Raw genomic sequence first — 23,700 nt, forward strand, 5'->3', positions numbered from 1 at the left:
AAAAAGAGCCTTTATACAAAGACTCTTTTTTAACATCATGTGAGCTGATTAGCTCGCTGGTAATGGTGGCGGTGTGCTTGGACCATCGGTTGGTGTTACATCAATCACAGGATTGTCTGCAATATACACCTTCGGTGGCTGTGGCTCACGACCTTCCATAATGTCACGGATTTGGTCACGATCAATGGTTTCCCATTCCAACAATGCTTTTACCATTGCGTGGGCAATGTCTTGGTTATTTTCCAAAATATCGCGGGCAACTTTATATTGCTCATCAATAATACGACGAACTTCAGCATCCACTTGTTGCTGGGTGGCTTCAGAAATGGTACGGCTGCCTAAACTACCCATGAATGATTGTTGTGTATCATCTTCATAGACCATTACGCCTAACTTGTCAGACATACCGTATTTGGTCACCATCGCACGTGCTAATTTAGTCGCACGCTCAAAGTCATTCGATGCACCTGTCGACATTTGATTAATAAAGACTTCTTCTGCAATACGACCACCAAACAAGATAGACAAGTCGTTCAGCATTTTGTCTTTATAATGGCTAGTTTGGTCATGTTCAGGCAATTGCCATGTCACACCCAATGCCCAGCCACGCGGCATAATCGTTACTTTATGCACAGGGTCTGTACCCGGCAGCATTTCAGCAACAATCGCATGACCTGCTTCATGATAAGCCGTTGCACGACGTTCTTCTTCACGCAGCACCATCGACTTACGTTCAGGGCCCATATACAACTTATCTTTAGCATCTTCAAAGTCGTGCATATCCACCGTATTTTTATTACGACGGGCAGCAAACAATGCAGCTTCATTCACAAGGTTCGCCAATTGCGCACCAGAGAAGCCTGGTGTACCACGTGCCAAGACTTTGACATCTACACCTGTAACTGAAGGCAGTTTTTTCAAGTGAACATTCAGAATTTGCTCACGACCTTTAATGTCTGGCAAGCCAACCATTACTTGACGGTCAAAACGACCTGGACGCAATAAAGCTTTATCCAGTACATCGGCACGGTTTGTCGCAGCGATAACAATAATGCCTTCATTGCCTTCAAAACCATCCATTTCAACAAGCATTTGGTTAAGTGTTTGCTCACGTTCATCGTGACCACCACCTGTACCTGAACCACGGTGACGACCTACCGCATCAATCTCATCAATAAAGATGATACATGGTGCATGGCGTTTAGCTTGCTCAAACATATCACGAACACGAGAAGCACCTACACCCACGAACATTTCAACGAAGTCAGAACCAGAAATGCTGAAGAATGGAACTTTGGCTTCGCCTGCAATGGCTTTGGCCAATAAGGTTTTACCTGTACCCGGTGGACCTACCATCAACACACCTTTAGGAATAGTTGCACCTAAACGCTTGAATTTAGCAGGGTCTTTTAAGAAATCTACAATTTCAACCACTTCTTGTTTTGCTTCGTCACAACCTGCTACATCGGCAAATGTGACTTTAATTTGGTCTTCAGACAACATTTTGGCTTTAGATTTACCAAAGCTCATCGGGCCGTTTTTACCACCTGCACCGCCACCCATGTTGCGCATAAAGAACATGAATAACAAAATGATTAAAAGTACAGGGAAACTTGCGATCAATAGTTGCATTAACAAACCTTGACGTTGAGGTGCAGTACCTTCAACAACAACGTTGTTTTTAATCAGATTCGGCATCAGTTCAGGATCTTGAACTGCTGGACGAATGCTTTCAAAGGACGAGCCGTTGACTTTTTCGCCACTAATTCTTTCGCCATCAATTGTGACTTGCTTAATTTGACCAGCATTCACCGCTGTAACGAACTCTGAATAGTTCATTGCAGTTGGCTTTTCACTGTTATTGATGTTGCTGAAAATTAGAATCAGCACACCAAGTATAATCAGCCACAATACGGCATTCTTGAAGAGATCGCTCAAAGCTTTATTCCCATATCAATCTAATTTGATCATGCCCGTTACTGGGTGACCTTTCATTCAAAAAGCTGAAGATCAGCTAGACAATTCATTAAAAACGTACAAAATGCACAATTTTTAACGGCTTGGCAAGTAAACTTTATTTAGACGCTTTTTTACGTCCTTGTCCAATAAGGAATACTTCTTTGGAACGCGCCCGTGAAGCAGCGGGTTTTGCTGTCTTTAGAACATCAAAACTGTCCACGACCTGTTTACGAAATTCGTCAAACCCCGAACCTTGGAACACTTTGACCACAAACTGGCCATTGGGTCCCAATACACGGTTGGCAAAATCGAGCGCCAACTCGCATAAGTAAATTTGACGCGGTTGATCTACAGCTTTATTACCTGATGTATTGGGGGCCATATCGGAAATTACAACGTCTACCGTGCGTCCGTTTAAAATATTTAACAATTTTTCGAACACTTCTTCTTCGCGGAAGTCACCTTGTAAAAAGGTCACATCTGGTAATGCGTCCATTTCCAAAATATCGGAAGCGATCACCAAACCTTTGTCGCCGACAAGTTTCCCTGCGATTTGCGACCAACTGCCTGGTGCTGCTCCCAAGTCCACCACCGTCATGCCAGGTTTGATCAGTTTATATTTTTCTTGAATCTCAAGTAGTTTGTATGCAGCACGTGCACGATACCCTTCTTTTTGCGCTCTTTTCACAAAGGGATCATCTAGGTGCTCTCTCATCCACGCACGACTACTTTTGGATAACTTTTGGTTGGTAATGCGTGTTGCCATAACTCTCTTAGTAACGAATAGCCATCTAAATTGCGATTGTACGTGAAAATTAGCAAGCTTGCAGTAGACATCTGTATCTAAATGCCAATAACTGACAAGTTTTTTCTATTAAATCCATCGCTTATTTCTGTACTGTGGCATAAAAAACCACACTCATCACTAATGGATAAACCTAAGCAAATGTTCAATTTTGATATTTTTGTACTGCTGCAAGATCGCGGATTATTTGCATAGAATTTACAGCGTTTCAAATTGGCTTTTGTTATACTAAGCCGTTTTTAAAATTAGGTTATCTTTATGGCGGCTCTCTCTATTCAGGAACGCAAGCGTTTACGTCAAATTGGTCATGCACTTAACCCTGTAGTGATGGTTGGCGGTCAAGGTTTGACTGAAAATGTAATTGAAGAAACCAACCGTGCTTTAAACGATCACGAATTGATTAAAGTTAAAATTGGTGGTGAAGACCGTGAAGTACGTGCAGCTGTAATTACTGAAATTGCTGCAGCAACAGGTTCTGAAGTGGTACAAACAATTGGTAAAATTGCTTTACTTTATAAAAAAGCAGCAAAACAAAATGCCAAGTTGTCAAATTTAGTTCGTCACGCTCATTTGTCTAACTAAGCTTATATGGCAAGTTACGAACTCAGCGCCTTTGATCGTCAGTTTCAAGCGATTTCTTTGGTCGGTGCAATTGAACAACAAAGTCCGTTTAGCTTAAATGTAGGTTATTGGCTGCGTGATCCGAATCAATGGGTCGAATGGCCTGCATTGGTGGCTTCACATCCGCGTCAGGACTTTTTGTGGGAACAGACCTGCTTTGAAATTTTCATTGGCGTTCAGGGCGAAGATTTTTATCGTGAAATCAATCTCTCCCCTTCTCAAGCTTGGCAAGCCTATGCCTTTGAAGAATATCGTTATCCTGAGCAAATGCCACCTGTGGCCGCTTATGATATTGAGTTGAATCAGCTAAAACGTACGCATTACGGTTTAAATGTCAGTTTGGATTTAACCGAATTTATACTGAAACATAAACTGAAATGGACAGATTTGTTTATTGGGCTCACAGCTGTATTAAAAACCAGTCAGGGCGAGCAGTTTTATGCCATGCAACACAGCAGCCCTGCCGCCGATTTTCACAATAAGCGCGATTGGCTACATCAGTTCTAACTGTGATTAATAGTAGTTTAGATTGAAACAACTAGTTTTTGGTTTGAGCAAGAAATTTAAATAAAAAAGTGAGGCGCATGACCTCACTTTTTTTTATGGCTGAATCAGCAACAGATTAAACTGGATTATGCTTGATCAGTTTCATCATTAGTTTCAGTTTTTGATGGATTTACTTTTTTCCACGCTTCTAGTGTGTGCTCTTTAGAACGCTTAAACGTTTCAGCCAATTGGTCTTTGTGTTTCACTGAAATGCTGCTGACATCTTCTTTCAACTCTTTACCAAGTTTAGAAAGATCTTCAATAATTGCGCTAAATTCAGTTTTTACAAAGTCTTTTAATTCGCCCAAATCTTTAGGTGAACTGCCAAATTGTGCTTTTAAAGCTTCAATTTTTTGCAACACATCTTGCTTTAACTGACCCAATTGCTCTTGCACGCTGGCATTGAGTTGTTTTGCTTCGGCTTGAAGTTTTTCTTGCGTTTCTGCAACCACATCAAGCACCTGCTCTTTGGCATCATGCGTTACTTTTTCAAGCTTTTCAGCGCCTTCACTTACTGCTTTGATTGCACTGTTTTGTGGTTCAGTGGCTGATTTATCTTGTTCAGTCATTCGCTTTTACCCAAGGTCGTTGTTGTCTATAAATTAAGCATAAGGCAATTTAGACTCAAATGGGTTTTGGATTGTCTAACAATCGTAGATTGCTTACATTTGGACTACACGCTAAAACATAAACCTAGCAAAAAAAGCAAGTCTTTTATCTTACATATTCGTTAGATTCACAATGGACTTTTGGCGAGTTCATGCGTATAATGCAATGTTAAGTTCAAGCGAGCAGACATAGGAGGGTAGGTTTAAATATTGACCTTCCTTTTTTTTCGTCTACTCGCTTTTTTACAGCCCTATTTTTGTGGTTTTAGTTCAGGAGCTTTGGTTTGAGCACCCCCGCCATTTTAGCCCTCGCCGACGGTACAATCTTTAAAGGTACGTCTATCGGTGCAACGGGAAGCACGACTGGTGAAGTCGTTTTTAACACTGCCATGACTGGCTATCAAGAAATTTTGACCGACCCGAGTTATGCACAACAACTTGTGACTTTAACTTACCCACATATTGGGAACACTGGTTGCAATGATGAAGATGTTGAGTCAGGTCGAATTCATAAAGTATGGGCAAACGGTTTAATTATCCGTGATTTGCCTTTATTACACAGTAACTTCCGTTCTACTCAATCTTTAGGCGAATACTTACAACAACACAATGTTGTTGCAATTGCCGATATTGATACCCGTAAATTGACCCGTATTTTACGTTCCAAAGGTGCGCAAAACGGTTGTATTCTTGCTGGTGAAAATATCACTGAAGAAGAAGCAATTGCAAAAGCACGTGCATTTGGCGGCTTAAACGGCTTGGATCTTGCAAAAGTATGCTGCGACCCTGAAGGTTTTGAATGGACTGAAGGTTCATGGGAACTTGGCAAAGGCTTTACTCAACCTGAACTTAAATATCATGTGGTTGCATACGATTACGGTGTCAAAACCAACATCCTGCGTATGCTCGCAGACCGCGGTTGCAAATTAACCGTTGTTCCTGCACAAACCCCTGCTGAAAAAGTCCTTGCGTTAAACCCAGATGGCATTTTCTTGTCAAATGGCCCTGGCGATCCTGCTGCATGTGACTACGCAATTGAAGCTGTAAAAACAATTGTAGAAACCACGAATATTCCTGTATTTGGTATCTGTTTAGGTCACCAAATTCTTGCACTTGCATCAGGTGCAAAAACAATGAAAATGCCGCACGGTCACCACGGCGCAAACCATCCTGTACAGAACTTAGAAACTGGTACAGTGATGATTACTTCTCAGAACCACGGCTTCGCGGTAGATGAAAGCACCTTACCAAGCAATGTATGTTCAACGCATCGTTCATTGTTCGATGGCACAAACCAAGGTATTCATCGTACAGACAAGCCTGCATTTAGCTTCCAAGGTCACCCAGAAGCAAGTTCAGGTCCACATGACTGCGCACTCTTGTTCGATCATTTCATCGAACTTATTGAAGCCGCTAAGAAGTAATTAAGGAGCGAAATAATGCCTAAACGTACGGATATTAAAAGCATCTTAATTATTGGTGCTGGTCCTATTGTTATTGGTCAGGCTTGTGAGTTTGACTATTCTGGTGCTCAAGCATGTAAAGCGCTGCGTGAAGAAGGTTACCGCGTTATTTTGGTAAACTCGAACCCTGCGACCATCATGACTGACCCTGCAATGGCAGATGCAACTTATATCGAGCCAATCACTTGGCAGACTGTTGCAGCAATCATTGAAAAAGAACGTCCAGATGCAGTACTTCCGACCATGGGTGGTCAAACTGCATTGAACTGTGCGCTTGCATTAGATGCCAACGGTATTTTAGCCAAATACAATGTTGAATTAATTGGTGCAACCAAAGACGCGATTGAAAAAGCCGAAGACCGTAAGTTGTTTGATGAAGCAATGCGCAAAATTGGTCTTGAGTGTCCAAAAGCAGCAATTGCTGAATCTATGGAAGAAGCACTTGAGATTCAATCTCGCTTTGGCTTCCCTGTGATTATTCGTCCATCATTCACCATGGGTGGTTCTGGTGGCGGTATCGCATATAACAAAGAAGAATTCCTTGAAATCTGTGAACGCGGTTTCGATCTTTCTCCAACCAAACAATTATTGATTGATGAATCACTTATTGGTTGGAAAGAATATGAGATGGAAGTTGTACGTGATAAAAACGACAACTGTATCATCGTATGTTCAATCGAAAACTTTGACCCAATGGGCGTGCACACTGGTGACTCAATCACCGTTGCTCCTGCGCAAACTTTGACGGACAAAGAATACCAATTGATGCGTAATGCATCTTTAGCGGTACTTCGTGAAATTGGTGTAGAAACAGGTGGTTCTAACGTTCAGTTCGGTATTTGCCCGAATACTGGTCGTATGGTTGTGATTGAGATGAACCCACGTGTATCTCGTTCATCTGCACTTGCATCTAAAGCCACTGGTTTCCCAATTGCAAAAGTTGCAGCGAAATTGGCTGTGGGTTATACCCTTGATGAACTGAAAAATGACATCACAGGCGGTACCACTCCTGCGGCATTTGAACCATCAATTGACTACGTTGTAACTAAAGTTCCACGTTTCAACTTTGAAAAGTTCCCTCAAGCAGACGCGACTTTAACCACGCAGATGAAATCTGTAGGTGAAGTCATGGCGATTGGTCGTAACTTCCAAGAATCTGTAAACAAAGCCCTTCGTGGTTTAGAAACTGGCGCTTGTGGTTTTGACGAACAAATTGAAGTGGGTGCTGAAGGCGCACGCGACAAGATTTTAGTTGAATTGAAAGTTCCAGGTCCTGAGCGTATTTGGTACGTGGCTGACGCATTCCGTCATGGCTTTAGCTTGGACGAAGTTTTTGAAGCGACCAAAATTGACCGTTGGTTCTTAATTCAAATTCAAGACATCGTGAACACTGAAAATGAAATCAAAACTTTAGGTTTTGGTGATCTAAACGCTGACAACATCCGTTCGTTCAAACGTAAAGGTTTATCTGACCTACGTATTGCGAACTTGATGGGTATTTCACAAAAGCAATTCCGTAAACACCGTTGGAACTTGGGCGTAACCCCAGTTTATAAACGTGTAGATACCTGTGCTGCAGAGTTTGAATCTGACACAGCATATATGTATTCAACTTACGATGAAGAGTGTGAGTCGAATCCTTCAGCGAAAGACAAGATCATGGTGATTGGCGGTGGTCCAAACCGTATTGGTCAAGGGATCGAATTCGATTACTGCTGTGTACACGCTTCGCTTGCAATGCGTGAAGATGGTTTTGAGACCATCATGGTGAACTGTAACCCTGAAACAGTATCTACCGATTACGACACTTCAGACCGTTTGTACTTTGAACCAATTACTTTGGAAGATGTACTTGAAATCGTACGTACTGAAAAGCCAAAAGGCATTATCGTACAGTACGGTGGTCAAACTCCATTGAAATTGGCACGCGCTTTAGAAGAGGCAGGTGCGCCAATTATTGGTACATCACCAGATGCAATTGACCGTGCAGAAGACCGTGAGCGTTTCCAGCAAATGATTCAACGTCTGCAATTGCGTCAGCCTAACAACAGCATTGTAAAATCTGCTGAAGAAGGTATCGCAGAAGCAGCGAAAGTGGGTTACCCGCTCGTTGTTCGTCCATCTTATGTATTGGGTGGTCGTGCAATGGAAATCGTGTATAACGAAGAAGAATTGAAACGCTACTTGCGTGATGCAGTTCAAGCATCTAACGATGCACCTGTACTGTTAGACCGTTTCTTGGATGATGCGATTGAAGTTGACGTAGACTGCGTATCTGACGGTAAAGATGTGGTGATTGGCGGTATTATGCAGCACATCGAACAAGCAGGTATTCACTCTGGCGACTCAGCATGTTCAATTCCACCTTATTCATTGTCAGATGAAGTACAGGACGAAATGCGTCGTCAAACTGTTGCAATGGCAAAAGAGTTGGGCGTTATTGGTCTAATGAACGTACAGTTTGCAGTGAAAGGCAATGACGTTTATATCTTAGAAGTGAACCCACGTGCATCACGTACTGTTCCGTTCGTTTCTAAGTGTATTGGCGAATCATTGGCTAAAGTTGCAGCACGTTGTATGGCAGGTCAATCTTTAGAAGCACAAGGCTTTACTAAAGAAATTATTCCGCAACACTTCTCTGTGAAAGAAGCTGTGTTCCCATTCAACAAGTTCCCTGGTGTAGACCCTGTGCTTGGGCCTGAGATGAAATCTACAGGTGAAGTGATGGGTGTGGGCAAAACTTTTGGTGAAGCATTCTATAAAGCTGTGTTAGGCTCGAATGATCGCTTACCAGGAATCCCAACTGAAGGCGAAGTAAAACATGCATTCTTATCTGTACGTGAGTCAGATAAACCGCATGTGGCGCGTATTGCAAAACAATTGGCTGATTTTGGCTTCAAACTTGTTGCAACGGGTGGTACGCATAAAGTCATCACCGATGCAGGTATTGAGTGTGAACGTGTGAATAAAGTGACTGAAGGTCGCCCACACATTGTAGACCGCTTGAAAAATGGTGAGATTCACCTCATCATCAATACTTCTGAAGGCAAACAAGCTCAGCAGGATTCATTCTCAATCCGTCGTTCTGCATTGCAAGGTAAAGTGTATTACACCACGACCTTGAATGGCGCAGATGCTGTATGCCAAGCCTTAGCGATTAAATTACCAATGGATGTATATCGCCTGCAAGATCTTACTGTAGGTTAATACATTTCAATAAAGTCCCGTCACCTTTCGGGTGGCGGGCTTTTTTCATTTATAGACTTCAATATTTTTAAAGAGGGACAACATGCAACGTTATCCTATGACGCCTGAAGGTAAACACGCTTTAGAGCAAGAATTACAACAACTTAAATCGGTTGAACGTCCACGTATTACTGCAGCGATTGCAGAAGCGCGTGAACATGGCGATTTAAAAGAAAATGCTGAATACCATGCCGCACGTGAACAGCAAGGTTTCTGCGAAGGTCGTATCCAAGACATCGAAGGTAAATTAGGCGCTTGCCAAGTAATTGATGTTAAAGAATTGGAACAAAACGGACGTGTGGTTTTTGGTGTGACTGTGACCATTGAAAACCTAGACACCGAAGAGCAAAAAACCTACAAAATTGTAGGTGATGATGAAGCTGATTTTAAAATCAATAAAATTTCAGTGAATTCGCCTATTGCACGCGGTTTGTTGGGCAAAAATGAAGGTGATGAAGCCAAAATTGTCACTCCGCAAGGCGAAGTGGAATATGAAATTGTGAATGTAGAATATCTTTAAGTTTTAATAAAGATGACTACACGCGATGCCCCTCTTTGAGGGGTTTTTTATTGCCTATAAATCATACAGCCGAGCTTATAGATTATACTGCGATAAAAATAGAGGAAAATAAGATGGAAAATCGCATCATTCATGCATTTGTTTATGCGCTTTCTGGGGCTGTGTTAGGACTGATTTTAATTCCAGTCTGGGGACTCTTTATCAATACACAAACCAGTCCTGTCAGTATCGTATTGGCATCATCACTCTTTTTTGCTATTTGGGGATTCTTATTTCCAAACAGTGTTAAAAATGTTTTTATGTATTTGTGGAATTTTTTAAGATAGATACTTTAAGCTTTCAAATCACTAAAGTGTAGTGGTCAACTAATATTTTGAACATTCCCTCTCCTTCTAGGAAAGGGCTAGGGAGAGGTTCAAAATTTCAGATATAATCCCCTCATCTCTCCACACGAAAAAACGATGTCCGAAACGCTGATTAATTCCCCTGTTAAACACTGGTGCGAATTTGAGTTCATCTCCAAAACTGTGAAAAACCCCAACATCCACATCAAAGGCAATTACTCTTATTATTCAGCCTATTGGGATCAGGGTTTTGAACGTTGTGTGGTGCGTTATTTACATGACAAACCTGCAACAGCAGACAAGCCAATTGATCAATTACATATTGGCAATTTTGTCTGTTTTGGTGCGGAATGCGTGATTATGATGGGTGGCAATCAATTGCATCGCAGTGACTGGGTTTCGGCTTTTCCGTTTGATACTCGCAGTTTTGTTGCGGCAGGTGATACCACAATTGGCGATGGCTGCTGGATTGGCAGTCGCGCCATGATTATGCAAGGTGTTGAACTAGGCGAAGGTGCAATTGTGGCGACAGGTGCAGTGGTTACGCAAGATGTACCGCCTTACGCTATTGTGGCAGGTGTGCCTGCCAAAGTAATTAAATACCGCTTTAGTGAAACAGAGATTGCTCAACTTTTGGCGCTAAAACTGTATGATTTTGATGAAAAATATTTACTGAAAATCCGCGAACAATTGCAGAGTAATGATGTCAATCAACTGATCGATTTTTTGACAAACACGCAAACAAAAAATGACTAAAACTTTAGTTGAATTGAAAGCACAGCTTCATAATTTCATGCTAAATTAAGGTGAAATAAGGACTTACAGCACTCAATTATCTTTATGAAATTACTGGGTTTTATTCTATATGAATTCAGCGTAAGATAAGACAGGACTCAGAGCGAATATTTTATTAAAGTATTGAAATTACAATAAGGAGAAACACTCATGGCTTACCAAAACATCCTCGTACCAGTGGACGGTTCTGAAACTTCTTTTGCCGCTGTTGCAAAAGCTGCTGAACTTGCAAAAGCATTTGGTAGTAAAATCACTGTGGTACAAGTACTTACACTTGACCCGTATATTGCTGCAGAATACATCACTGCAAACCAAACCAATGACTTGATTGAACGCGCTCGCGCTTCTATCGTAAAAACTTTAGAAGAAGCAAAGCAAAAATTCACTGAACAAGGTGTTGAAGCTGAAACTAAACTACTTGAAGGTCAAGTAATTGCACGCGAAATTACCAATGCTGCAAAAGACTTAAATGCTGACCTTATCGTGATTGGTTCACATGGCCGCACTGGCTTGAAAAAATTATTCTTAGGTAGCGTTGCGCAAAGCATCCTAAGTGAAGGTACAACACCTGTATTGGTTGTACGTCAATAAGATTGCGTGTTCCTCATTTCTACGGAAGTGAGGAACTTCCCCTCTCATTTAGATTTCTTTGTTTGTTCTAAAATTTTTATTTGCAGCACTCTATTCAGCAAATTTTCTCAGTATCACCATATCTCAATATTAAACGCTCGATTTAGCAGCTCAGTTTAATTCTGCCATTGGTATTGTTTTAAATTCACCTTTTCTGCAATTACCACAATCCCTTCTTCCTGTAATTTTAAAGTTTGTATATTTTCTCCTTGGGCGTTTAGTTTGCTTAGGCTAATTTTTCCTTGCGCATTAATCACCCGATGCCACGGCACAGTATGTTCTGCCGATAAATGCCTGAGGACATAACCGACCAAACGTGCATGTTTGGGCAGACCCGCTAGGCATGCCACTTGCCCATAGGTCGCAACCTGACCTGCTGGAATCAAACACACCACGTTCAAAATCATGTGTGCTAATTCATCACTCGGTTTACGGCTTAACGTTGTTTGCATCTATCCACTCGCATTCATTTAGCCTATAAAAAAGGAGCGACTGGCAGCACTCCTTTTGTTTATAAAACTTGATTTTTAAGTCAGTTAAATTGCGGCATTGAATGTATCACAATCACTGATCAAGCCTGATTTTAAGCCAGTCTGGAACCATTGTACGCGCTGTGCACTGGTACCATGCGTAAAGCTATCAGGCACGACTTGCCCACGTGCACGTTTTTGTAAATAGTCATCGCCAATTTTATGTGCCGCATCCATTGCTTCTTCAATATCACCTTGTTCGAGGAATTGAGTACGTTGATGGTTATGATGCGCCCACACTCCCGATAAACAGTCCGCTTGTAATTCCTGACGTACCGAAAGCTGATTACCCTGTACTTCGCTGACTTGCTGACGTGCTTTATGCACTTGTTCTGAAATCCCTAAAATGGTCTGAATATGATGCCCAACTTCATGCGCCACCACATAGGCTTGAGCAAAATCGCCCGCCTGATCATTTCGGCTTAATTCAGTCTGATTTTGTTCACCACCAATGCCCATTTGCTGACGCATGGCTTGGAAGAATGAAGTATCAATATATACTTTTTGATCGGCAGGACAATAAAATGGCCCCATTGCCGATTGTGCCGTACCACAGCCAGAATTGACCACACCTGTAAATAACACCAGTTTAGGTGGTATATATTGGCTATTTAACTGCTGCTGAAACACTTGTGACCACGTATCTTCTGTATCGGCCAAAACAGTGCCCACAAACTCCATCGCCTCTTGTTGTTCAGGAGTTGGATTATCTAAACCTTTAGTTTCAGCACTTTGCGCATGTGAGGTGACTTGCTTGGTCGCTTGATAAGCCGATTGCGGATCGATGCCAAAGAACTTCCATGCAACAAAGGCCACCACTAAGCCCAAAATACTGATACCGCCCGCTTTTGCTCCACCGCCACCACGGCGGTCTTCTACATTCGTGCTAACTCGACGACCTTTCCAACGCATTATTCTTATCCTTCTCTTAAACTCTGATAATAGATTAAGCCGATTTAGACTTTGACCACACTTTTTGAACAAGTGCGACCACAATCACCACCAAGATGCCTGCCAAAATACCCACGACAAGGTTCATCAACATTGGCGTGACTGAACCTACAATACTGCCCATCGTTGGGATGTCTTGTACATACTCTACCGTATCTTCTGTGAAATGGTGCACAAAAGGAATAGCATGATTGATAATTCCCCCACCAACCAAGAACATCGCTGCAGTGCCAACTACAGATAATGTCTTCATTAAAACTGGAGCAAATGCCAGTAAACCATGCCCAATACGTTGTTTAAAATTGGCAGCTTGTTCTGTGAGATATAAACCAATGTCATCAATTTTGACAATTAACGCAACGAACCCATAGACACCCACCGTCATGGCAATCGCAATTAAACTTAATACTGTCACTTTGGTTAGAAAGCCTGCCGCAGCCACAGTCCCCAAAGAAATCACCACAATTTCCGCCGATAAAATAAAGTCAGTACGCACAGCACCTTTAATTTTTTCGGTTTCATAAGCCGCAAGGTCTTGCTCAGTTTGAATTAGCTCAAGTTGCGCTTCTTTAGCCGTTTGGGCTTTTTTGTGTTGTAAGGTGTGCATGATTTTTTCCACACCTTCATAACTTAAAAATAGACCACCAACCACCAATAAAGGATTGATTAACCACGGCGCAACGACACTAATTAATAACGCGAGCGGTACTAAAATTAGCTTATTGATGAATGAACCTTTAGCCACACGCCATACCACAGGCAACTCACGCTCTGCACGTACACCACTGACTTGCTGCGCATTCAACGCCAAATCATCGCCCAAAACCCCTGCGGTTTTTTTTGCAGCCATTTTGCTCATAACTGCCACATCATCTAAAACTGTTGCAATGTCATCTAATAAAAGTAATAAGCTGCTCGCCATTGCGTTGTTATCCTTATATGATTTTCAAGTTATTTTAAAACTGAATTTATATAGGGTCTGTATTTACTTCATTAATTTTTACAGCAAAATTTTTTACAGCAAATTCTATTCAACTCACTTAAGGAAGTGACATTGAAAAATGTTATGCCTTACAATGTAGCAATTCATCGGTACATAGATGTCGTAGATACGACTTGGAATAAAAAATGAGTAATCAAGATAATCGTCCTGTGATTTTGACAGGCGATCGTCCAACTGGACAACTACATTTAGGTCACTTTGTGGGTTCTTTACGTTCACGTGTAGGTTTACAAGACTCACATCATCAACACCTGTTACTTGCCGATGCTCAAGCCTTAACTGACAATGCCGATAACTTTGAAAAAGTCCGTCGTAATATTATTGAGGTAGCAACCGATTATTTAGCGGTGGGGATTGATCCAACAAAAACCACCATTTGCGTGCAATCTTGCCTGCCTGCATTAAACGAACTCACCATGTTGTATTTAAACTTCGTGACTGTGGCACGTTTGGAGCGTAACCCAACCATTAAATCTGAAATTCAGATGCGTGGTTTTGAGCGTGATATTCCTGCAGGTTTCCTGTGCTACCCTGTAGCTCAAGCAGCCGATATTACTGCATTTAAAGCAACGGTCGTTCCTGTAGGTGAAGACCAAATTCCAATGATTGAACAGACCAATGAAATTGTGCGTCGGGTGAATCGTCAAATTGGTCATGACTTGCTACCTGAATGTCAGGCATTGTTGTCAAATGTCGGACGTTTACCTGGTTTTGATGGTAAAGCGAAAATGTCAAAATCACTGGGCAATACCATTGTGTTAGATGCCACAGACAAAGACATTAAAAAAGCTGTCAATGCAATGTACACCGACCCAAATCACCTGCGTATCGAAGACCCAGGTCAGGTTGAAGGCAACGTAGTATTTACTTATTTAGATGCCTTCGATACCAACAAAGAAGAACTTGAAGAACTGAAAGCGCATTATCGTCGTGGTGGTTTGGGCGATGGTACGGTGAAAAAGCGTTTGGAAGGCATTCTAAAAGAATTGATTGGGCCGATCCGTGAACGTCGTATCGAACTTGCTAAAGATCCTGACTACATTATGGATATTTTGAAAACAGGCACCGACAAATGCCGTGATATTACCCAGCAAACTTTAGATGAAGTGAAAGCTGGCTTGGGTGTATTCCGCTTCTAAGCATTTTGTAGATACAAATATTTTAAAGTCTCTTATTCACATGAATAAGAGACTTTTTATTTGAGTGAAAAATCAACACAAGCTGACTCGACTCACAAAAAACACTTATTACTTACGTGATTTAACATCACGTAACCTGAATACTGCGGAATAGTATTCATTCTCAGTTTAGTATACTTACATGCTTTAGGAGCAATCCTAATTTCATAACATTTCTCCGTTATCGAAGCTGTGAAAGCAGATTCGTTTTTCATACGCAATGATCACCCCAATCATTGCGTATTTTTTTATTTGAATCAGCTGTTTATACAGCTTGTACAACAATAAAAATAATTTCCCGAGATGCAAAAAATTACTTGAACGGCTTTGTCGCACAAAGATTTCATAACTATATGATTTAAAAGTTTTGATTATTTTTTGATACAAAATTAAATTTATTTAAATCAGATGCTTACATATTTATGCAACAAAGCAATACCAAATTAACTCTTATCATATACTTTATCTCTCAAATGTGGCTAATTTTTCAACATAAAAAATCCCCAATATTGGGGATTGAGCGCAGAATAAAATCAAGCTCTTCAAAATTTGACTTATTTAAGCAAATCCTGATCTTTTAAGACTTGCCACATGGTAGAACCCAGTTCTGCAGGGCTACGCGTATAAGCAATTCCAGCACGCTCAAAGGCTGCAAATTTTTCTTCCGCAGTGCCTTTACCGCCTGAAATAATTGCACCCGCATGTCCCATACGCTTACCTTTAGGTGCCGTCACTCCTGCAATATAACCCACCACAGGTTTGCTGACATTCGACTGGATATATTCCGCAGCCTCTTCTTCTGCTGTACCACCAATTTCACCAATCATAATAATCGCATCGGTATCTGGGTCGTCTTGGAACAGTTTTAAAGCATCAATTTGGTTCATACCTGGAATCGGGTCACCACCAATCCCGATACAGGTCGATTGCCCTAAGCCTAATTTGGTGGTTTGTGCCACAGCTTCATAGGTCAAAGTACCTGAACGTGAAATAATGCCAATTCGTCCTGGTTGATGAATATGCCCTGGCATGATGCCAATTTTACATTCACCTGGTGTAATCACACCTGGGCAGTTTGGTCCCACCAAACGTGTACCATTGCCATTGGTTTCTAAATAACGCTTGGCTTTGAGCATGTCGATGGTTGGCACACCTTCCGTAATCACCACAATCAAACCTACTCCAGAATCGACTGCTTCTACAATCGAATCTAAAACAAACGGTGCAGGCACATAAATCACCGATGCATCTGCACCTGTTTCACGTACAGCTTCTTTCATGGTGTTAAATACAGGTAATTCCAAATGGGTTTGACCACCTTTTCCTGGCGTTACCCCACCCACCACTTTAGTTCCATAATCAAGTGCTTGTGCTGAGTGAAAAGTACCATTTTTACCAGTGAAACCTTGTACCAATACTTTGGTGTCTTTATTAATTAATACGCTCATCCTGATTCTCCTTAAGCTTTCACTGCAGCAACAATTTTTTCTGCGGCATCAGACAAGCCGTTTGCAGAAATAAGTTTTAATCCTGATTCATCGAGTAATTTTGCACCAAGTTCCGAGTTGTTCCCTTCTAGGCGAACCACTACAGGTACCGTCACATTTACTTCCTGAACCGCTGCAATAATTGCTTCCGCAATCATGTCACAACGTACAATTCCACCAAAAATATTAATCAGTACGCCTTTAACCGAGTGATCTGCCAAAATAATTTTAAAGGCTTCAATTACGCGTTCTTTGGTTGCACCACCACCTACATCCAAGAAGTTCGCAGGCTGACCACCATAGAGTTTAATAATATCCATAGTCGCCATCGCTAAACCTGCACCATTCACCATACAACCGATATTACCTTCTAAAGCAACATAGTTCAGGTCAAATTCTGATGCACGCAATTCACGTTCATTTTCTTGTGTTTTATCGCGCAGTGCCAAGACTTCAGGCAAACGATACAGCGCATTGGAATCAATACCGACTTTGGCATCGACACATAAAATGTCGCCATTTTCACGTACAGACAATGGGTTAATTTCAAATAAGGCAAAATCATTGTCGATAAATGCCTGATAAGCCGCTGTCATAATCTTCACAAACTGCGTGATTTGACTGTCTTTGAGTTTTAATGCAAAGGCCACTTCACGTGCTTGAAATGGCAATAATCCCACCAAAGGATCAACTTCTACTTTAATAATTTTTTCTGGGGTTTCTTCTGCCACTTTCTCAATTTCAACACCACCTTCGGTAGAGGCCATAAAAGTGACGCGACGGCTAGAACGATCTACCACTGCACCCAAGTACAGTTCACGCTCTACAGGATAAACATCTTCAGCCACTAAAATACTGTTTACAGGCTGACCATAGGCATCGGTTTGATAGGTGACCAAACGTGTTCCTAGAATTTGGTTGGCATAGTCTGCTGCTTCTTGTGCAGATTTTACGACCTTCACGCCGCCCGCTTTACCGCGACCACCTGCATGCACCTGAGCTTTCATCACCGCAAATTTACCGCCCAGTTGCTCGAAAGCTTGCACGGCTTCTACGGCTGTAGTTGCCAAAATGCCTTCTTGTACTGGCATACCATATTTTTTTAATAGCGCTTTTGCTTGATACTCATGTAGATTCATTGACTAACCTTTTACTACTTCTTTTATTCAGTTATCACCACCAATATCAAACCTGCGTTTTAATATTGCTTTCCTTGTGTGGTGTTTTTCCTATGCTCTTTACTTTTAGATGATTATTCCCATAAATACAACCATCAAATGCAAAAAGAGCGGCCTAAGCCGCTCTTTTTAGTGTTATTTGCGTTTACGCTGAATCGCGTGAATCGCACGCCCATCTACAGCTAAAGCGGCTTCATGCACCACTTCAGAGAAGGTTGGGTGACCAAATGTCATTAATTGTAAATCTTCAACTGAAGATACGAACTCAAGTGCAATCATACCTTGGTGAACGATGTCAGACGCAGCAGGTCCAATCACGTGCATACCCAATAAACGATCTGTTTTTGCATCTGCAACAAACTTCACGAAACCAGCACCTTCGCCTGCTGCTAAAGCACGACCATTTACCGCGAAACCGAATTGACCAGTTTTCACTTCGTGGCCTTTTTCTTTCGCTTGCTCTTCAGTTAAACCAACCCACGCCGCTTCAGGGTGTGTGTAGATTACTGAAATGATTGTGTCATAGTTAACTTGTGCAGCATGACCGTGAATACGTTCAACTGCCATTACGCCTTCTTCCATTGCTTTGTGTGCAAGCATTGGACCACGTACCAAGTCACCAATTGCATATACACCTTCAACAGAAGTTGCACACCAATCGTTTACTTCAACTAAGCCACGTTCAGTCAGTTTAATACCGCAGTCATCTGCCAATAAACCTTCAGCATAAGCACGACGACCTACACAAACGATCAATTTATCGAAAGTTTGTTCTTTTTCTTCGCCGCCTTGGGTATATTTAACAGTCACTTCACGACCATTAACTTCAGTACCTGAAACTTTCGCACCGATACGGATATCCATACCTTGCTTAGTCAATAGTTTCTGGTAGTCTTTTGCCAAAGCTTTGTCAGCCATTGGTAAGAATGCATCCATTGCTTCAAATACAACAACTTCTGCACCTAGACGACGCCATACTGAACCAAGTTCAAGACCAATTACGCCTGCACCAATCACACCTAAACGCTTAGGCACTTCTGGGAATTCTAATGCACCAGTAGAATCAACAATAATGTCTTGATCTACAGGAGCAACAGGAATATTTACAGGAACTGAACCAGTCGCAAGAATCACATACTTAGGCTCTAAAACTTGAGTTTCGCCTTCATGAGAAACGAACTCAACTTTTTTACCTGCAAGCAATTTACCCGTACCTTTTAACCACTCAACACCGTTACCTTTTAATAACTGATCAATACCGCCAGTTAATTGGTCAACGATTTTGTCTTTACGTGCTAATAGCTTCGCAAGGTCAAACTGTACTTCACCTGTAGTGATACCATGATCAGCCAAGTGATGAACCGTATCTTCATAACGATGTGAAGAATCAAGTAATGCTTTAGATGGGATACAACCCACGTTTAAGCATGTACCGCCCAAAGATGGTTTACCTTTGTGAATACGTTTTTCGATACACGCAACTTTAAAGCCAAGTTGAGCCGCACGAATTGCCGCTTCATAACCACCTGGGCCACCGCCAATAACAACAAGATCAAATTGTTGAGACATTTTTATCTCCAAAAATGGGCTTAGAGGATCGCTCCAAGCCCACTGATTTATTCTTTAGAATTAAAGGTCAAGGATGAGTTTAGCTGGCTCTTCTAACAATTCTTTGATTGTTACAAGGAAACCTACAGCTTCTTTACCATCAATTAAACGGTGGTCATAAGAAAGCGCTAAGTACATCATTGGCAAGATTTCAACTTGACCATTTACCGCCATAGGACGCTCTTGGATTTTGTGCATGCCCAAAATTGCAGTTTGTGGCGTGTTTAGAATTGGTGTAGATAACAATGAACCGAAAGTACCACCGTTAGTAATGGTGAATGTACCGCCAGTCATATCTTCAATACCTAGCTTACCGTCACGTGCTTTATAAGCATAGTCACGAATACCGTTTTCTACTTCAGCGTAGTTCATGCGGTCTGTATCACGTAATACAGGAACCACTAAACCACGGTCAGAAGAAACCGCAACACCGATGTCGTAGTAACCGTGATATACGATGTCTTCGCCATCAATAGAAGCGTTTACTGCTGGGTAACGTTTCAATGCTTCAGTTGCAGCTTTCACGAAGAAAGACATAAAGCCTAAACGTGCACCATGACGTTTTTCAAATGCGTCTTTGTATTGTGCACGCATTTCCATGATTGGCTTCATGTTCACTTCGTTGAATGTTGTCAACATTGCAGTTTCTTGAGTCGCTGCAAGTAAACGCTCTGCAACACGCTTACGTAAACGTGTCATAGGAACACGTTTCTCGATACGCTCACCTACCGCAACGCTTAATGGCGCAGCTGCAGCAGCAGGTTTAGCTTGATGATTTGCAACATCTTCTTTAGTGATACGACCACCACGACCTGTACCAGAAACGTCTGCAGCATTGATACCTGTTTCAGTCAACGCTTTACGTACTGCTGGTGCTTGGTCAGCAACTGGTTGTGCACGCTCAACAACTGGTGCAGCACCTGCTTCAGTTTTCGCCGCAGCTTGCTCTACTTGTGCTTCAGACTGAACTGCTTGAGTTTGAGCAGCGCCAGAAACAGCACCCGCTTCAAATTGAGCAATTACTTCGTCAGAAAGAACTGTATCGCCTTCGTTTTTGATGATTGCAGAGATTGTGCCATCAGCAGGAGCGACTACTTCCAAAACAACTTTATCGGTTTCAATATCACAGATCACCTCATCACGTGAAACTGCTTCACCTGGTTGTTTGTGCCAAGTTGCAATCGTACCGTCTGCAACTGACTCTGGAAATACCGGTGCTTTAATTTCGGTTGCCATTACTTCGAATCTCCTGTTATTCAGCTACGATCGCAAGCGCGTCATTGATGAGCTGAGCTTGTTGTTTTGCATGCAAATATGGTGAACCACACGCTGGTGCTGCAGATGCTTCACGACCCGCATAACTAATGCGAATCTGTTTACCAGTTTTCATTACGTCATCATATAAACGTGGCGCGATGAATAACCAAGCACCTTGGTTCTTCGGCTCTTCTTGAGTCCAAACTAATTCTTTTACGTTTGGATAAGAAGCAAGAACTTCAGCAAGACGTTGTTCTGGATATGGGTACAACTGTTCAATACGAACAATTGCAGTATTGTTCAATTCTAATTCACGACGCTTTTCAAGCAAGTCGTAATACACTTTACCACCACACAATACCAAACGCGTCACGTCTGATTTGTTGATGTTGTCAATTTCATCAATCACAGTCTGGAATGTACCAGTTGCAAGCTCATCAAGGTTAGACACTGCTAACTTGTGACGAAGTAAAGACTTCGGCGACATGATGATCATTGGCTTACGGATTGGACGAATCGCCTGACGACGTAAAGCGTGGAAAATCTGTGCAGGTGTTGTTGGTGTCATCACTTGCATGTTTTCTTCCGCACAAAGCTGTAAGAAACGCTCTAAACGTGCAGATGAGTGCTCAGGACCTTGACCTTCAAAACCGTGTGGAAGAAGCATCGTTAAACCACATACACGCTCCCATTTGGTTTCGCCAGATGAGATGAACTGGTCAATCACCACTTGAGCACAGTTTGCGAAGTCACCAAATTGTGCTTCCCAAATGATCAAGCTCTTTGGAAGTGTCGTTGCATAACCATATTCGAATGCCAATACTGCCATTTCAGACAATAAAGAGTCGTAGATTGCAACACGTGGTTGGTTCTCTTTGATATGGCATAACGGAATATAAGTTTTACCATCGACTTGGTTGTGCAATTTCGCATGACGGTGTGAGAAAGTACCACGACCTACGTCTTCACCAGTCAAACGAACTAAATAGCCTTCATCCAACAAAGTTGCATAAGCTAAAGTTTCAGCTGCACCCCAGTTCAGTGGCATTTCACCTGTTTGCATTTTCAAGCGATCGTCAATCACTTTGGCAACTTGGCGCTGCATCACGAAACCTTCTGGAAGTTTACGCATGGTTTGACCAAGTTCTTTCAAACGCTCAACAGGGAAAGTCGTATCCCAAACGTCTGTATAATCGTGACCTAAGTACGGAGACCAATCTACAAACATTTTGGTATTTGGCTCAAGTACCAACGCATTCGCAACGTGATTACCCGCTTCTAAATCAGAACGGTAGTCTTCAACCATTTGATCTGCCGCAGCACGATCCAACACACCTTCTTGCACCAATTGGTCAGCATATAAAGTACGTGTTGTAGTCTTTTTGTTGATCACTTGATACATCATTGGCTGAGTTGCTGCTGGCTCGTCAGCTTCGTTGTGACCACGACGACGGTAGCAGAACAAATCAATCACAACGTCTTTACGGAATGTATGACGGAAATCGTGTGCCAATTGAGATACAAAAATCACCGCTTCAGGATCATCGCCATTCACGTGGAAAATTGGCGCCTGAATCATTTTTGCAATGTCAGTACAGTATTCAGTAGAACGTGCGTCACGTGGGTCAGATGTTGTGAAACCAACTTGGTTGTTAATCACAATGTGAACTGTACCACCTACGGTATAACCGCGAGTTTGTGACATTTGGAAGGTTTCTTGGTTAACACCTTGACCTGCAAATGCGGCATCACCGTGAACGATTAATGGCAATACATCATCACCACCAATGTCTTTACGACGTACTTGGCGCGCACGTACAGAACCCTCAACCACAGGTCCAACAATTTCTAAGTGCGATGGGTTAAACGCAAGTGCCAAGTGCACTTCACCCCCCGGAGTCATCACGTTAGATGAGAAACCTTGGTGATATTTTACGTCGCCAGAACCTTTTTTATGCAAGCTCTTACCTTCGAACTCACCAAATAGGTCTGCAGGGTTTTTACCCATGATGTTCACAAGCAGGTTCAAACGACCACGGTGTGGCATGCCAATCACGACTTCTTTACAGCCAACAGCACCCGCACGTTGAATGATTTCATTCACCATAGGGATAAATGATTCACCGCCTTCTACACCAAAGCGTTTCGCACCAACGTATTTATTACCTAGATATTTTTCTAGACCCTCAGCTGCTGTTAAGCGCTCAAGAACGTGTTTCTTTTGATCTGCAGTAAATGTGAACTTACCACGTGCGCTTTCTAAGCGTTGTTGAATCCAGCGTCTTTCTTTGGTATCAACAATGTGCATGTATTCTGCACCAATTGAACCGCAGTAGATCGCCTGCATGGCATCAACCATTTCGCCTAGTGTTGCTTCAGACTTACCAATTTCCAAATTACCTGTATGGAAAACAGTATCTAAATCAGACTTGGTTAAACCATGTGCAGCAAGATCAAGATCTGGCACGTCTTCACGTTTTGCCAAACCTAGTGGATCTAATTTTGCTTTTTGGTGACCACGGTTACGGTAAGCAGCAATCAGTTGCAACACGCCAATTTGACGTTGTTCATGTTCAGAACTCACTGACCCTTGAACAATGGCTTGAACGCGATTTGAATTACGACCTAATAAAAGGAATTGCTCACGTACATTACTGTGTGGTTGATCACCCTTCGGGAATTTATCGAAATATTCGCGCCAATCAGCACCGACTGATTCCGGTGACGTCAAATAATGCTCGTAAAGTTCTTCAATATACGCTGCACTATCAGCGGAAAGTTCAGTGTCAAGACGCAGTGCGTCAGCAACTTCTTGCATTTGTGGACCCATTTCCTATTGCAAAAACATTTTCCAGGATGCTTTTTAAGCAAAACCCATGATTGATAATGTCAAATTGGTAACATGACATTAGTCCCCAGTTGACATATGTCATGAGGCGTTATCACTACATTAGGAAAACCCAATGTCATT

General features: G+C 42.0%; 20 protein-coding genes. 9 read left to right on the forward strand and 11 right to left on the reverse strand.

Annotated features, from left to right (window positions below; translation table 11 throughout):
• Positions 1-48: 48 nt before the first annotated feature.
• Entirely contained in the window at positions 49-1,938 is a 1,890-nt protein-coding gene (gene ftsH, locus E0H79_RS01605) for an ATP-dependent zinc metalloprotease FtsH (RefSeq protein WP_004972155.1), read from the reverse strand.
• A 136-nt stretch (positions 1,939-2,074) separates the two neighbouring features.
• Positions 2,075-2,725: a 23S rRNA (uridine(2552)-2'-O)-methyltransferase RlmE gene (gene rlmE / locus E0H79_RS01610; protein WP_004972157.1), complete on the reverse strand. Its 651-nt coding sequence runs from the start codon at positions 2,723-2,725 to the stop codon at positions 2,075-2,077.
• Positions 2,726-3,022: 297 nt separating this feature from the next.
• Here rlmE and yhbY point away from each other — a divergent pair, with 297 nt between their 5' ends.
• Complete coding sequence (yhbY, locus tag E0H79_RS01615) at positions 3,023-3,346, forward strand: ribosome assembly RNA-binding protein YhbY (RefSeq protein ID WP_004972158.1); 324 nt, start codon at positions 3,023-3,025, stop codon at positions 3,344-3,346.
• 6 nt (positions 3,347-3,352) lie between these two features.
• Positions 3,353-3,892, forward strand: a complete 540-nt coding sequence (locus E0H79_RS01620; protein WP_131260669.1) for a DOMON-like domain-containing protein — start codon at positions 3,353-3,355, stop codon at positions 3,890-3,892.
• Positions 3,893-4,017: 125 nt separating this feature from the next.
• On the opposite strand, the gene E0H79_RS01625 is transcribed toward E0H79_RS01620, so the two are convergent.
• The gene (locus E0H79_RS01625) at positions 4,018-4,500 is read right to left on the reverse strand and encodes a hypothetical protein (protein WP_004972162.1); all 483 of its coding nucleotides are present in this window, start codon (positions 4,498-4,500) and stop codon (positions 4,018-4,020) included.
• Positions 4,501-4,823: 323 nt separating this feature from the next.
• Between E0H79_RS01625 and carA the strand changes: the two genes are divergently transcribed.
• From carA to E0H79_RS01655, 6 genes are all read left to right on the forward strand, one after another.
• Complete coding sequence (carA, locus tag E0H79_RS01630; RefSeq protein ID WP_096901001.1) at positions 4,824-5,963, forward strand: glutamine-hydrolyzing carbamoyl-phosphate synthase small subunit; 1,140 nt, start codon at positions 4,824-4,826, stop codon at positions 5,961-5,963.
• Positions 5,964-5,978: 15 nt separating this feature from the next.
• Positions 5,979-9,209, forward strand: a complete 3,231-nt coding sequence (carB, locus tag E0H79_RS01635; RefSeq protein ID WP_131260670.1) for a carbamoyl-phosphate synthase large subunit — start codon at positions 5,979-5,981, stop codon at positions 9,207-9,209.
• A gap of 82 nt (positions 9,210-9,291) precedes the next feature.
• On the forward strand, positions 9,292-9,768 hold the full coding sequence (greA, locus tag E0H79_RS01640) for a transcription elongation factor GreA (RefSeq protein ID WP_004972169.1): 477 nt from the start codon (positions 9,292-9,294) through the stop codon (positions 9,766-9,768).
• A 113-nt stretch (positions 9,769-9,881) separates the two neighbouring features.
• A complete protein-coding gene (locus tag E0H79_RS01645; RefSeq protein ID WP_004972171.1) occupies positions 9,882-10,094 on the forward strand; it encodes a hypothetical protein in 213 nt (70 codons plus the stop codon).
• Positions 10,095-10,229: 135 nt separating this feature from the next.
• Entirely contained in the window at positions 10,230-10,868 is a 639-nt protein-coding gene (locus E0H79_RS01650) for a CatB-related O-acetyltransferase (protein ID WP_096901002.1), read from the forward strand.
• A 189-nt stretch (positions 10,869-11,057) separates the two neighbouring features.
• Positions 11,058-11,498: a universal stress protein gene (locus tag E0H79_RS01655; RefSeq protein ID WP_004972175.1), complete on the forward strand. Its 441-nt coding sequence runs from the start codon at positions 11,058-11,060 to the stop codon at positions 11,496-11,498.
• 155 nt (positions 11,499-11,653) lie between these two features.
• Here E0H79_RS01655 and E0H79_RS01660 read toward each other — a convergent pair whose 3' ends face one another.
• From E0H79_RS01660 to E0H79_RS01670, 3 genes are all read right to left on the reverse strand, one after another.
• Positions 11,654-11,989 (reverse strand): MGMT family protein, encoded by a 336-nt coding sequence (locus E0H79_RS01660; RefSeq protein WP_096901005.1) that lies wholly within the window; start codon positions 11,987-11,989, stop codon positions 11,654-11,656.
• Positions 11,990-12,073: 84 nt separating this feature from the next.
• Complete coding sequence (locus tag E0H79_RS01665; RefSeq protein ID WP_104853154.1) at positions 12,074-12,979, reverse strand: neutral zinc metallopeptidase; 906 nt, start codon at positions 12,977-12,979, stop codon at positions 12,074-12,076.
• A gap of 34 nt (positions 12,980-13,013) precedes the next feature.
• Positions 13,014-13,940, reverse strand: coding sequence for a DUF808 domain-containing protein (locus E0H79_RS01670; protein ID WP_131260671.1), 927 nt, complete (start codon positions 13,938-13,940; stop codon positions 13,014-13,016).
• A gap of 206 nt (positions 13,941-14,146) precedes the next feature.
• Here E0H79_RS01670 and trpS point away from each other — a divergent pair, with 206 nt between their 5' ends.
• Complete coding sequence (gene trpS, locus E0H79_RS01675; protein WP_004972183.1) at positions 14,147-15,160, forward strand: tryptophan--tRNA ligase; 1,014 nt, start codon at positions 14,147-14,149, stop codon at positions 15,158-15,160.
• 593 nt (positions 15,161-15,753) lie between these two features.
• On the opposite strand, the gene sucD is transcribed toward trpS, so the two are convergent.
• From sucD to E0H79_RS01700, 5 genes are all read right to left on the reverse strand, one after another.
• Entirely contained in the window at positions 15,754-16,647 is an 894-nt protein-coding gene (sucD, locus tag E0H79_RS01680; protein WP_004972185.1) for a succinate--CoA ligase subunit alpha, read from the reverse strand.
• 11 nt (positions 16,648-16,658) lie between these two features.
• Positions 16,659-17,825, reverse strand: coding sequence for an ADP-forming succinate--CoA ligase subunit beta (sucC, locus tag E0H79_RS01685; protein WP_070153939.1), 1,167 nt, complete (start codon positions 17,823-17,825; stop codon positions 16,659-16,661).
• A gap of 174 nt (positions 17,826-17,999) precedes the next feature.
• Positions 18,000-19,433 (reverse strand): dihydrolipoyl dehydrogenase, encoded by a 1,434-nt coding sequence (lpdA, locus tag E0H79_RS01690; protein ID WP_131260672.1) that lies wholly within the window; start codon positions 19,431-19,433, stop codon positions 18,000-18,002.
• Between the two features lie 60 nt (positions 19,434-19,493).
• Positions 19,494-20,708: a 2-oxoglutarate dehydrogenase complex dihydrolipoyllysine-residue succinyltransferase gene (gene odhB, locus E0H79_RS01695; protein ID WP_004972191.1), complete on the reverse strand. Its 1,215-nt coding sequence runs from the start codon at positions 20,706-20,708 to the stop codon at positions 19,494-19,496.
• A 16-nt stretch (positions 20,709-20,724) separates the two neighbouring features.
• On the reverse strand, positions 20,725-23,547 hold the full coding sequence (locus tag E0H79_RS01700) for a 2-oxoglutarate dehydrogenase E1 component (protein WP_178866163.1): 2,823 nt from the start codon (positions 23,545-23,547) through the stop codon (positions 20,725-20,727).
• Positions 23,548-23,700 lie beyond the last annotated feature (153 nt).

Origin of the sequence: Acinetobacter sp. ANC 5045 (genome assembly GCF_004331005.1) — a bacterium.
Taxonomy (GTDB): Bacteria; Pseudomonadota; Gammaproteobacteria; order Pseudomonadales; family Moraxellaceae; genus Acinetobacter; species Acinetobacter towneri.